The 13,687-nt window shown below is 30.9% G+C and carries 13 protein-coding genes; 12 read left to right on the top strand and 1 reads right to left on the bottom strand.

The window, feature by feature from the left end:
* Nucleotides 1-3: 3 nt before the first annotated feature.
* From CD036_RS00330 to CD036_RS00375, 10 genes are all read left to right on the top strand, one after another.
* Nucleotides 4-1,500: a BppU family phage baseplate upper protein gene (locus tag CD036_RS00330; protein ID WP_103387773.1), complete on the top strand. Its 1,497-nt coding sequence runs from the start codon at nucleotides 4-6 to the stop codon at nucleotides 1,498-1,500.
* A complete protein-coding gene (locus tag CD036_RS00335) occupies nucleotides 1,475-1,885 on the top strand; it encodes a DUF2977 domain-containing protein (RefSeq protein WP_103387774.1) in 411 nt (136 codons plus the stop codon). The genes CD036_RS00330 and CD036_RS00335 overlap by 26 nt, the downstream gene beginning before the upstream one ends.
* Complete coding sequence (locus CD036_RS00340; protein WP_103387775.1) at nucleotides 1,863-2,024, top strand: XkdX family protein; 162 nt, start codon at nucleotides 1,863-1,865, stop codon at nucleotides 2,022-2,024. The genes CD036_RS00335 and CD036_RS00340 overlap by 23 nt, the downstream gene beginning before the upstream one ends.
* A 37-nt stretch (nucleotides 2,025-2,061) precedes the next feature.
* The gene (locus CD036_RS00345; protein ID WP_103387776.1) at nucleotides 2,062-2,502 is read left to right on the top strand and encodes a hypothetical protein; all 441 of its coding nucleotides are present in this window, start codon (nucleotides 2,062-2,064) and stop codon (nucleotides 2,500-2,502) included.
* Entirely contained in the window at nucleotides 2,486-2,881 is a 396-nt protein-coding gene (locus tag CD036_RS00350; RefSeq protein ID WP_103387777.1) for a hypothetical protein, read from the top strand. The genes CD036_RS00345 and CD036_RS00350 overlap by 17 nt, the downstream gene beginning before the upstream one ends.
* Nucleotides 2,882-2,961: 80 nt before the next feature.
* Nucleotides 2,962-3,408, top strand: a complete 447-nt coding sequence (locus CD036_RS00355; protein WP_103387778.1) for a phage holin — start codon at nucleotides 2,962-2,964, stop codon at nucleotides 3,406-3,408.
* Nucleotides 3,398-4,822 (top strand): SH3 domain-containing protein, encoded by a 1,425-nt coding sequence (locus CD036_RS00360; RefSeq protein ID WP_103387779.1) that lies wholly within the window; start codon nucleotides 3,398-3,400, stop codon nucleotides 4,820-4,822. Before CD036_RS00355 ends, CD036_RS00360 begins: the two co-directional genes overlap by 11 nt.
* Before the next feature lie 379 nt (nucleotides 4,823-5,201).
* Nucleotides 5,202-5,360, top strand: a complete 159-nt coding sequence (locus CD036_RS13075) for a hypothetical protein (protein WP_172606405.1) — start codon at nucleotides 5,202-5,204, stop codon at nucleotides 5,358-5,360.
* 249 nt (nucleotides 5,361-5,609) lie between these two features.
* Nucleotides 5,610-7,406, top strand: coding sequence for a glycosyltransferase family 2 protein (locus tag CD036_RS00370; protein ID WP_103387781.1), 1,797 nt, complete (start codon nucleotides 5,610-5,612; stop codon nucleotides 7,404-7,406).
* 751 nt (nucleotides 7,407-8,157) lie between these two features.
* Nucleotides 8,158-8,721 carry a hypothetical protein gene (locus CD036_RS00375; RefSeq protein ID WP_103387782.1) on the top strand — a complete coding sequence of 188 codons (564 nt, stop codon included), beginning with the start codon at nucleotides 8,158-8,160 and terminating at the stop codon, nucleotides 8,719-8,721.
* Nucleotides 8,722-9,544: 823 nt separating this feature from the next.
* On the opposite strand, the gene CD036_RS00380 is transcribed toward CD036_RS00375, so the two are convergent.
* Complete coding sequence (locus CD036_RS00380) at nucleotides 9,545-10,033, bottom strand: LysE family translocator (protein ID WP_244913818.1); 489 nt, start codon at nucleotides 10,031-10,033, stop codon at nucleotides 9,545-9,547.
* A 278-nt stretch (nucleotides 10,034-10,311) separates the two neighbouring features.
* Between CD036_RS00380 and CD036_RS00385 the strand changes: the two genes are divergently transcribed.
* Complete coding sequence (locus CD036_RS00385) at nucleotides 10,312-11,172, top strand: PhzF family phenazine biosynthesis protein (protein WP_002510539.1); 861 nt, start codon at nucleotides 10,312-10,314, stop codon at nucleotides 11,170-11,172.
* Between the two features lie 826 nt (nucleotides 11,173-11,998).
* Nucleotides 11,999-12,430: a hypothetical protein gene (locus tag CD036_RS00395; RefSeq protein WP_103387784.1), complete on the top strand. Its 432-nt coding sequence runs from the start codon at nucleotides 11,999-12,001 to the stop codon at nucleotides 12,428-12,430.
* Nucleotides 12,431-13,687: the final 1,257 nt, after the last annotated feature.

The following is a 13,687-nucleotide window of genomic DNA, read 5'->3' on the forward strand; positions in this document are numbered from 1 at the left end:
TTTATGGCAATGGATAAAATAGCTAATGTAAATTTAGAAACAACTGCAAATTATCAAAGTTTATCAAATTTAAATGTTCAATTTTGGAATCAAGATAAAGGTACAGCGGTATTACAATTTAAAATCACACGAAATGACTTCCCGTTATCTTTAAGTAAAGAAAATGTGGAAGTTTTTATTAAGCTCGAATCTGGTGCAAATTACATTGTGGATAGTACAGAGGTAATAGATGGCGGATTTGAAATAATTGATGAACTCAATGGCATTGTGAGTTATACAATACCTACAGAATTTATGACCGTGGCACAGAGCGTAACAGGTCAAGTATATGTAGCTACTAAAGACCGTGAAGAAGTAGTGGTGCAACGTAAATTTAGTTTTGAAGTAGCAGAGGATTTATTAAGCACAATCCCTGCTTCTGAAAAATTGAAAGAGATAAAACTATTTGCACAATTACGTGATGAAGTTTCAGACACAATGGCGAAGTTAAATGAAGATTTTGCGAACATGCAAGATTACGTATCTATGGTTAATCAAGCAGCAACAGATGGTGTTAATCAACTTAACACATTATCAGAGGATAAGCTATCGGAGTATAACAGCAATCATACTGAAAAATTAAATACAATGACAACTACAGGAGATAATTACACTACACAGTTTGTCGAAGATAAAAATTATATCGATAACAAAATGACAGAGTTCGAACAAAAGGTTATCGGTTCCGATGTTGTTACACAGGGTGAAGCTCAAAACTGGCAAAAGTATAAATTTTCTAATGATGACGGGACTTATGCATACAAAAACATACAGAAAAATTTAGAAGCGTACCGAGCATTACCACCCGGTAATTATTACACGGCAGAAACACCAATAAGCGGAATGGGTCAAACCTCGGCAGCAGGTTTCACAAGGGTAGACGAAAGAAACGATAACTCGGTTAAACATATAACGTTTAGACCTTATAATTCATCGCAAGAATTTCTAATGAGATTTTATAACCAATGGAACGAATGGGAAATCATTAGTCCGGACTATAATAAGATGGAAACAATCACAGGTGCACAAGCTAAAGCCAACACAGCAGAAAGCAACGCTAAGGTTTATACAGATGAGAAAGTATTTAACTTACACAAAACATTATTCGAAGGTTCAGCTAATGGTGTCGGTTCTACAATCCCATTAACAGAAACGTTAGATAATTTCATATTCCTATATATTTATGGAAAATTCGATGGCGGTTATTTCGCAGAAACGGGAGACCCCTCAGAATCAAACGATATTGTTATAGATAGAACTAACGTTATAGGTACGGATGGCGCATACGCTACAGTGTTTGAGTGTGTTATTCAAAAAGTGAACAGAACACAATTAAAAATCACTTCTGACACGTATCATGGCGTTAACTCTGGAAATGGTTCTGGAGCAGACGCTAACAGATTTACAATAAATAAAATAATTGGGGTGCGTAAATATGCAGATATTGCTCAACCAGAATAATGAGATTATCGCTTATGCAGTGAGCGGAGGTATTGAACGAGAAGGTTATAAAACTTTAACTATTGAAGATAATCAAGTTCCAGATTCGTTTCGAGAATCTTTCAAACCTAGATACTTTTTATATAAAGATGAAGAAGTTAAATTGAACGCAAATTACGAAGAAGAAAAGACAGAATTACCACAAGTACCACCAGTTGAATTCCCAACATCAGATGAAGCGTTACGCCACATGTTTTCATCTATGCAAGTACAAATTGTACAAGGTAATAAAATGGTTACACAATTAACACAACAAAACGCTAATCTTTCGCAACAGATTGTCCAATTGACACAAGAGGTAGAAAATTTAAAAGGAGGAAATGATGATGAAACTACTATTTCCTAAATTTGAAGATATTAAAACTATGTATGGTTGGGGTTGTTATACTAACGACGACATCAAATGGTTTACTGACATGGAAGTAATCGACAAAGAAGAATACGCACTAATTACAGGTGAGAAATACCTGGAACCTCAAGCTTAGGCTTGGGGTTTTAATTATATAGAAAGTGGGTGAATGAATGAAGAAAATATTGAGTGTAGATAAGTTAGAAACTAAAGAAATCATTTTAATACTTCAGTCAATATTATTAGGTGCAACCATAACTGGTCGTGGTGTCCTTTGGTTTACCAGTCAAGAAACTGTATTAAGTGACTCTCCATTTTATGCAGCATTACACCAAATTATGCCTATATGGTTATGGGGGTTAATAATAATGATAACTGGTATTGTTTACACTGCTAGTGCCTTATTTGTGACTACAATGGATCACTCAACTAAATACCACATGTTCACATTTATCGGTGGTGGAACATCTTCGGTATTTTATTTCATTATGACAAGCGCTGGCATGTATAACAATCTAAATTGGTTAACACCTTTTAATTTCTTAATACTGACAGTGTGGACTGGTGTGTTAGCCTTTGTTGGTGGTGCAGAGATATATGCCAGAAGAAAGTAGATATATTACACACGAAACGTTTAATCACAGGGAACGTAAAATGTACCAATACATCGATGAAAGAGATGGCGAGTTAAAAGACTTATTTCATAATTTAGATAAAAAATTAGATTTAGATCGTCAACGTGGTGAACAAACAATAATGCAACAAGGTAAGATGATTGACAGTTTAGAAAATATTAATGATAACTTAATTAAATTCGATAAACGAGTTACTAAAGTTGAGGATCAAACAGATACACATGAAAAAGATATTCATAAAATTATAAAAACATCGGAAGAAAAAAAGGCAGGTAGTGTGCAAATCACTATAGCAATCATTACTACTGTAGGTACAGTTTTAGCTGCAGCTTTTGGTGTAGCACAGTACTTTTTCTAGTTACTACACACATATATATATATATATATAAATCATTAAGTCACTCAATTTTGGGTGGCTTTTTATTATGGAGGTAAACTATGAATTTTATATTAAGACTTAAAAACAAAGCAACACTCACAGCAATTGTGGGTGCTATTTTTTTATTCATTAAGCAAATAACGGAAGCATTTGGCATTGACTTGTCTGCACAAATTGAACAAGTAAGTGGATTAGTTGGTGCAGTAATTACATTGCTAGTTGGTTTAGGTGTTGTCGTAGACCCTACTAGCAAAGGTGTGAAAGACAGTGGCATAACTAAGACTTATACAAAACCACGTGATGAGAACGTTAATCCGGTTGAATACCAGAAAGACACAAACACATTAACACCTGAAGAGTACGACACATCGCAACCGTTCACTGACGACACAGACGAAGTGGAATTCGATGTTGCAGATTACGAAGGCGACGAAACTTTAATGCGTGGACAAAGTAAGTATCATGATGACGAAATGTTGAAAGTGAGTGATGAAGATGGTCGCTAAACTAACAGAAAAAGAAGCTATTGCATATATTAAAACCTTACAAGGCAAAGGTTGGGATTTTGATGGTTGGTACGGTTGGCAATGCTTTGATTTAGCTAACGTCTACTATAACAAATTATTCGGTCATGGTCTTAAAGGTGCAAGCGCAGCTGATATACCCAATGTGAATAATTTTAATGGCGAAGCTAAAGTGTATAACAACACACCTTCATTTAAAGCTAAACCAGGTGACATTGTAATCTTTAACAAAAATTACGGTGGTGGGCATGGGCATGTTGCTATCGTCACTAATGGTAATTACGATGGTAACTACATGAAATTTCAATCACTAGATCAGAACTGGTTTGGTGGTGGGATGGCAAAAACAGAAGTAGCGCAAAAGATTGTTCATGGCTATGATTTCCCAATGTGGTTTATCAGACCATATTATAAATCAGAAGAAACTAAAAAGGTTTCTACACAATCTGCTACTAAATCAACTACCACTAAAAAAGCACCTACTAAAAAGAAACCAAAAATCACTGTTTCAACTCAACGTATTAACTACACAATGAACAAACGTGGCTATAAACCTAAATGCGTTGTAATCCATAACGATGCTGGTAGTTCTACAGGTAAACAGTATGAAAATTCTTTAGTTAATGCTGGATATGATAGGTTAGCGAATGGTATTGCACACGCTTATGCTACAGAAGGTTATGTGTGGGAAGCTATTTCAGAAGATAGAGTTGCATGGCACACTGCTAATGTTAATGGTAATACAAACGCATACGGTATCGAAGTGTGTCAGTCAATGAGTGCTAGCGACAAGCAATTTTTAAAACACGAACAAACAGTATTTCAGTTTATAGCTGACAAATTGAATAAATGGGGCTTACGTGCTAACAGAAATACAATAAAGTTACACGATGAGTATTCTTACACTTCCTGTCCGCATCGCAGTTATAAACTGCACGCTGGCTTTGACCCAGTTAAACAAGGCAGACCAAGTGAGGCAACAAGATTGAAGTTAAAAGATTATTTCATCAAACAGATTAGGGCTTACCAAGAAAATAAAGTACCAACTGCAACTGTTGTTAAAGGTACATCTGCAAGTAGTAATACTAAGTCAACAGTAGCAGGTGCATGGCGTAAGAATAGCTACGGCACATGGTATATGGAAGAAAAATCACGTTTCACTAACGGTAACCAGCCAATCATGGTTAGAACAACTGGACCATTCAGAAGTTGTCCATATGCTTATGATTTCCAACCTGGTGGCTGGTGTGATTATACTAGCGTTTTATTACAAGATAACCACGTATGGATTGAATACGAATGGAAAAACACGCTTTACTATCTCCCAATCAGAAAATGGGATGGCACGCCTCCTCCACGTCATTCGGTGGGGCAATTATGGGGAACAATCTCATAATATATGTTACAATTAAATTAACCACATAATATACAAGGGTAGGCACGTACCAGGTGCTTGCCCTATTTTTTTATGTAAAAATAAAGAAAACAGTTGTTTACTTACGTATTGTGTAGTATAATTATATATGTAAGGTTGAGATACACCTTACAGCCTACATGTAAGGAGGTGAGAGCCGTTGCATGAGGTTATAAAAATACTCCTAGGTCAACCAGTACAAGTCGCAATTGTACTAATTATCCCAGGAGTCCTAAAACAACTTAGATTATGGCACATCGACTATTTAAGTCAAAAGCCAAACAACAAAGATTAATTTAACCGGAGGCATTGCGCCTCCTCCTTACATGTTTATTATATATCTTATAAAAGGGGGTTTCAAGTGATGTATTATATCCTAACAGCAATCGCAGTTATATTTATTCTACTGATACCCGAATTTATTAAATTTGCAAGAATTAAACACATGAAATCATTAGGCTATAGATACGAAGGTGATGAACTTGTCAGAATACAAGAAAACGATCATAAAGCTAATTAACAGTGATATAACAGGTTACCAGATATATAAAGATACTGGATTGAGTCAAACGGTTATGTCCACATTGAGAACAGGCAAACGCGATATTGATAATTTAAAATTAGGTACCGCAGAAAAACTATACGAATACGCAAAAGCCCACCTAAATGAATAGGTGGGTTGTTTTTTGAAAAAATATATCGAAAATGAATGTGTATTTGTGTGAGAAAATATGATAATATTTATATTAATGTAAGGGGAGGTTTTATTGTGAAAAAAATAAGCGTAGTTATACCTAGTTTCAATAACAAAAAAGAAGTATTGGAGCGTTTAATAAGTTCATTAGAACAACAAACAATGGATAAAGAAGATTTTGATGTAATATTTATAGATGATGGTTCAAGTGATTTCACAGCATATAAAAGGTTGAAAGAACAGGCAGATAAACATGATAATTTCTTTGTTCATAGAATTACACCATCTGGTTGGTCAAGTAGACCACGAAACAAAGGGATAAAAATAGCAAAATCAAAATACATATTTTTTAGTGATGATGATGATTCAATTTTCCCACAAGCATTAGAGCGTATGTACGCATTTGCTGAAGAAAATAATTTAGATGTCGTCAATCCTAAAGTTATTAGAACTAAAGGTTGGTCATGGGGTTGGAAAGAATATAAAGAAAATAGAATAGATGTACAAAATGATGGCGTTAATTCTATGGGTCCTATGACAGTACCTAAATTGTATAGAAAAGATTTCTTAATAGAAAATAACTTATTTTTCTCTGAAGGCAGCAAGATGTGGTGGGAAGATGTTATGTATTCTTGTCTTGTATATAGTAAGAACCCTAAAATTGGTATATTAGCAGATTACCCGATTTATCATTGGAGAGAGCAAAATGTATCTGCAAACTTTGGTAAAGATTTAGAACATAAATGGAAACAATTAAATAATTTAGCCGAATTCTTTACTAAAAACTTAAATGAAGATGATAGAACAACGATGATTACACATTGGTATAATTCACGAGTATTAGGAACGATTAGAAAAAATTTCCACAGTAAAAAAGATGAAACTAAAGAAGTTGAATTTAAAAATGCTAAAGCATGGAAAGATAAATATGTAACTGATGAAGTTATTTCAAGGTTAGACACAAGAAGCCAAATATTAGATAAGATATTGGAATTAAATTCTCCACAGTTAGCTATTTCATATTCTGAAGTTAAATCAGACGTTACAGCAAGAAGTTATATCAAAGAAATATCATTTGATAAAGATGAAATTATTTTTACAAGTGAAGCAACTATTACAAATGATGAAACGAGTAATGTGAAAATCAAAGGTAAACCAAAAACACCTAAATTAAATTTACCTAAAGATGTAAAAAAACAATTGCCTAAAGAATTAACGGTATACCATGACAAAGATAAAGAAGATAATATGTATTTACCAGCACTTAAAGGTCGCACAACTAGAACAACTTGGGAATTAACAGATATTAAAAATAGCGAATTTGTTTTTGATACGTCTTTAAGCGGGTATGAAGTTTCAGCTAAATTAACATTTGGTTTAAAATTAAATGATTTTATACAAGATGACATTGATTTACAACAGCCATATGATCTTGCAACAAGATTTTCTTATTTAGATTACTTTTCACAACGAGCAATTGCATGTACAGATGACTTTAAGCGTACAGCAATTATTAACGGAAATACGTATTTAATCTATAAAAATGCTTCAGAATTAATTTCAATAGATTTAAATTCTACAGTTAAAAGTTTCTTTGATTTTGCGAAACCAAATACAAATGAATCAGAAAACGTTGGTGAATATGTAAGAATTCCAATTGAAGCGGAACATATATATGGCCATTCTAAGCAAGAATTAGTAGCATCTATTTATAATGAAGATAGTGTAGGTTTCACTGAAACAAAAGCATATTTAATCACAATGGATGGCAAAGCTTATTTAGATGTTCATAATCCAAGAAAATTACACAATGAAACAATAATTGATGTGGCCATTGGCAATAAATCTGAAAGAATTAGAATCACGATTTAAAGATAAACCACCTTTTTGTAAGGTGGTTTTTTACGCCAACGGTACGCCAACGAAATGACTTAAACACTGGGTTTGTGGGGTTTATAAACTCCCTCACTCTCCGTTCAATACATATTTTGAGCTTTTATGAAGCACCGTAATCCTTGATACAATAGGGTTTCGGTGTTTTTGTTTATGGTTAGTTTTTATAAAAAATGTCACTCTCATGTCAAAATTTAAGGTTTGTTGACATGAAACCTTTGAATCACATGCTACGTAAGACTTCCAGTGTTTTATTTTCTTCTTGTTTTTGACTTTCTTCTAATAAATGACTGTATATGGATAGGGTAGTCGTTATGTCTGCATGACCTAATCTTTTGCTAACATATTGTATAGAGAAACCTTTACCCAATTGCATAGACGCGTGTGTCGTAAGGCATGTAATGTTTAGTTCCCCGTATTGTTTTCCAATAAGAATTCTTTAAAAGTGGTTGTGACTGCTTTATTTGTATTTAACGTCACACTAGTATTAAAAAGATATTGACTACTAATAGAAGTAGGGTTTTGTTTTAAAGTGGCTATTACATATATATGTAATATTTTTACTTATTATAAATTTCTATAGATTTTAACAATATAAGCTTGTATTATTTTTGTAAACGTTTCCCAAAATGCTGGAGAGATGCTTAATTCATTAAGTTTTTAAACTACTTATTTTAATAAATTTATAGAGTTGTTTTTATATCTCAAATACCTATCAGAAGTGAGTAAAATGGCAAAAACATTAAATTACAAACGAAGATTTATAAAAGGGTTTATTGCATTAGCAATTAGTACTGGAGTAACAGTTAGTCCTAATTTAGTTGATAATTACTCTTATGCTGCTGAAAGAAATGAGACATACAGCACAGGAAATAGTTCAGGCAAAATCGTTAAGGTAAATGACCATACGGCTAGAATTGATTTGAATCAAAATGTTACTTATGACATTGATAAAAACGGTATAGCATCTTTAAGAAATGAAAACACGGGTGATATTGAAAAATTACCATCAATTGCAAAAGATAGAAATGGTAATAACATTTCTCTAGTATATTTTGAAGATAATGGTGATTTAGGTGTATATGCTCAAAATATGTACCAAGATAGAGGCATTGGAAAATGTATATCTGGTATAGCAGGAGGAGCTGTTACAGGAGGTACTACGTTAGGATTAGCTGGTGCTGGAGTCGGAACTGTAACTTTACCAATAGTAGGTACAGTAGGTGGAGGAGTAGTTGGAGCAGTCGGTGGGGCAGTAGGTGGTGGATTAACTGGAGGAGCAACTTTCTGCTAATATTTAAGGAGTGATACTATGAAAATAGTTTTTAACATATGGGTATGTTTATTATTATTTTTAGTAATAGCACTTTGGACAATGATTAGTATCAAGTTTGGTAATATTAATAGTAATCAGGTAATATTAATGAATATATTTATATTTATAGCCTATATATTATATATAGTGAGGTTTATAAAGTATTATAAATAGAACAATATTTAGATTTTTTAATAAGTACAGATAGGCTACCTTTGCTATAGGTGGTCTTTTTATTTGCGTGTTATTTTCACGTCATTTGCAATGTCGCATACTTTTTGGAAATGGATTAAGTGAGTTTAATTTGAAGGATATAATTGAAATTAAGTAGAGTGATTAATGTAGAAAATTTTAAAGCGGGCAAAATATGGACAATAAAAGCCATGTAATTTAATAATAATATGAATTTGCCAATCCCTCACTCTCCGTTTATTCGATATTCCTCGCTATATCTTATTTAGCAAAATGTTGATATGCTGCTTTATTTAATAGTATGGAAGGAAACAATTTATTAGTCATAGACAAGGACATTTACAGTAAACTTGTGAACAAAAGTCGGCATAATATGATATTATTAGCCGACTCTTCGATAAATTTCGAGATGGTTGAAGTTTTATGAAGTTCATTGTTAAAAAGATAATTAGAATAAAATTACTAAGATCACAATTTTAATGCTTTGTAGTTAATATTTTGATTGATAAGCGATTAGTGTTGTCCCGACAATATAATTAAATATCATTTTAAATTTAGGTTTTTCAAAAACTGCTTTGATATAATTGAAAACAAAAGTGCAAAAACTGAATCATGTAATTACAGTTATAATAAATAATGTTGAAAGTAATGCGACTTGTACATTTTGGTTACTTTGATGATTTATAAATTGAGGTAGAATACTTATATAAAATAGAATTGCTTTTGGATTTAGAATCATAGTTATAAATCCTTGTTGATATGATTTGAATAAATTCGCATTTGTTGTTTTCGTGACTTCCATAGTATTATATTCAAATTTATGGGCATTTAATATGTTTTTAAGGCCAAGAAAAATAATATACGCTGCACCTAATATTTTAATTATAAAAAATACGGTTTGGGAACTTACGAATATAAATATAATACCTAGAGTTGCCAAAGTAGCATAAATTAAATGAGCGTTAGCTATACCAAATGTTGTAAAAATACCACTTTTAATTCCACCGTGAGCGCTATTTTTTATAACAGCAAAAAAACTTGGTCCAGGCGCTATAAGAATAAGTAATGACATTATAATAAAGTTAATCCAATTATCCATATATTGCTCCTTTGTTTTGTATGTTGTTAAATGAGTTTCTTCTTGTTTTGATAGTAATACAATTAACCAAGCCTGTTACTGCGAGAATATTATATTATTAATAGGTTTATTAGATGAATGTTCAATAAGTTAAATACTACTGTGGAAATTAATAGTTAGTTATCTTATTCTTCATGTTATCATTTAAATAAATTATTATAAGAATTAACATAAAGAAAGTAATTGAAGTATAAGTAAATGTATTTTTTTAGTCTCAATTTAATTTTGGAGGTTTGGTTATGAAGTATTTAAATTTTAAGCAAGTTGATGTATTTCCAAATGAAGCATTTAAAGGTAATCCTGTTGCAGTAATTTTTGATGCTGATGATTTAACGTCAGAACAAATGAAAGATATAGCAAGTTGGACTAATTTATCTGAAACAACTTTTGTTTGTAAACCTGAAGATGAAAATGCAGATTACAAATTGAGAATTTTTACTCCCAACAATGAGTTACCTTTTGCTGGTCACCCAACTATAGGTTCATCTTTTGCTATTTTACAAAATGGTTTAGTGCCTAAAAATAAAAATTATCTCGTACAAGAATGTGGAGTAGGTTTGGTGAAAATAGATTTTACGGAAGATAAAACATATTTTAGTTTGCCTGAGCCTAAAATTAGTGAGTTACAAGACCGACAGTTTGATGGAATAATAGATAGTTTAGGTATCAAAAAAAGTGATGTAGTTCATTCTAAAAATATTAATATCGGTGCTGAATGGCTAACTTTGGAATTAAAAAATGCGAGTATTGTTAAAAATATTGAACCTAATTTTAAATTGATGGAACAATATATTTATGAAGGTACCACTGGTGTAACGATTTTCGGTAAAAACAAAGAAGATAAAGATACGACTTTTGAAGTTCGTTCATTTGCTCCGAAAGAAGGTGTGGACGAAGATCCAGTTTGTGGTAGTGGTAATGGTTGTGTTGCTGTAATGAATGATTTATACGGTTTATTAGAGGAAAAAGAATTTTCAAATTCTCAAGGAGAATGTATAAACAGAAATGGTAGAGTTTATATTAAAAAGGAAAATGTATTGAAATTAGGCGGAGTTTCAAAAATAATGATTGATGGAACAATAGCGATTGAGAAACAATAGATATGAATTGAAAATGGCTAATCTGTGCTAATTCTCTAATTTCTTCATCACTTATATTGTTGTGTTTCAGCTAATCCTTCAAATGATATTTGAGAAAATAATAAAGCAGCTAACATTAAAGTTATAACAATTTTTTCATTAGTACCTCCTAAGTAATTAAGTAAATGGTATACCAAAAAATAACACGAACATTATGAGTGGAGTTAATATAAATAAGTTGATTAAATTAAGAAAAATGCTAATTTTCCATATTGTCTTAGTGTTTTTAGAAATAAAAAACATAAGTATAGAAAATATTAATAACGCACTACTATTTGATATAAAGACATCTAATTTGTCAGCTCCATATCAATTGGGTGGTGTAATAGATAATAGAAACATTGCTGAAATGAATATATAATTAATTATGTTTATGGAATACACTGCTAATTTCATTATTGTCTCACCCCTTATATAACAATATATTAAATTATTTATATGATTTTAATATAACGCAATTAATTTTATAATAAATAACTTTTTTTAGTCTTAAAGTGATACAGCAATTGTTGTGGTATATAATCGAATTGAATTTAATTAATTCACTTTGAAGGGGTGTTGGTAATGATACTTGAAGAAACAATGTTGCGGGTTAGAAAGAATATGGATAAAGCTTTTGAAGAATCTTTTAGAGAAGTAACTAGTATTATGAGTTCGATGAATGGTTATATATAGCATAATTTAAAATAGTAAAGATTTTGATGACATACGCAAATGAAATACAGAGCTTAATATGTACAATTAATTTAATAGAGAAAATTAAATTAATTGGAAGGATATTTTTATAATGAAAGGTAAAAATAACTTAATCTTTATTAACGCGCTAGTGTTCATAATATATCTATTAATATATATTTCATTAGCCATAAACCATTTTGTAATTATGAAACTAGAAGTAACTAAAGCATGGTTTGGATCGTCTTTGATATTAGTAATATTTGCATTAGTATTTATTTTAACAATGAAAAATAAAGAAGTTTCTGAAAAAGCATTAAAAGTAATAGGAATTACATTTGGTGTAATTATAATTTTAAGTTCTGTATTATTTTTGATCTATATAAAATATAATAAATTTAATGATTGTAGTATTTTTTTAATAATTTTTCATATCGCTATGGTTTTAAATATTATACATGAAAGTTTAATGAAATATAAAATGGTATATTTCACGATGCTAGTATTAATAATTAACCTTTACATATTATATACGCAAACATAAATAAAGAGAGAAGTTGTCTCTCTTTATTTATGAATACTGTTCATCTAAGTGGCATGTAAAAGCAAGTTTATTTTGAAAAGAAAACCTTCATGTCATAAATTAACCTTAATATCAAAAAAAGCATCGGTCCAATTCATATGGCCCAATGCTAAACTTTGTTTGGCTTTATACTTGTACATAAAAGTTACCATTGCAGCAACTCTAAATTCATTATAACAGTATGAATATAATTGTGTATTACCTTTTATAGGATAGTAAATATTAACTTAATATAAGTAAAATATTATGATGGAAGTAGTGGTTTGATTAGATTTTTAATCATTAAAAAAGTAGTACTTGCTAAGTAAAGCAGTACTACTTTTGCTATAGTTGTAAGTAAGATTTTAGTCGTTTGGTAGCGACTAATTAAATTATATCAAGAAATAAGCGTTATTTATCTAGTTTATCAATCATAGTAAAAAATCGATGCGTTTAGTAAAAATTGTACCAATTATCAAATTTATATATACTACTAATTACTGTAGACTCAATATTTTACTTTCATTTATATAATATTTACTGTTATAATTAAAAGCATTTACAAAATCCTGTAATCTAATTTAATATACTGGTATAGGTAGTTCATGCCTATACCTTATGTTTTCTATTATAATAATTTAAAGTTTATTTAGTATTGCATAATTTACTTTACCTCTCTTATTTTAATAAGGGAGGTTTTTAATTTTAATTATACATTTTAAGTTTTAATTAAAGCACATCTAAAGACTATGAAATAGGAAATTTAACGTTTAGTAAAATTATAAAATCTATCACTTTAACGGGAAATATAGCGAATTTTTACTTCTGGAAATACAATTTTTACTTTAACTATTGAATACATAGATATAGTAAATGATGGATGTTATTTTAAGGGCAGGACTTATCTCATAGTCCATAGTCCTATGTTTGTTATACCAACATTTAGTTCTCCGCAGATATTTATCTGCGGTTTTTAATTTTATAATATTTTAACATTTCATTTTTTTACATTAATAAATACAATTTTATAAAATCATTGAGGCTGGGACAATATTGATTCGTCCTAGTCTCTTTTCATATTGGCAGTAGCTGACTGCATTGAAAATGCGCTTCAAACCAAGCTTGTTCAACGCTAGTCATCCTTGCCGGGGTGGGACGACGAAATCATTTTTTCAAAATCAGATTTCTGTCCCACTCCCTTTTTACGTCAATTAACTATTGAGTACAAATTTTGAACCT

It is taken from the genome of Staphylococcus arlettae (assembly GCF_002902345.1).
Classification (GTDB): domain Bacteria; phylum Bacillota; class Bacilli; order Staphylococcales; family Staphylococcaceae; genus Staphylococcus; species Staphylococcus arlettae.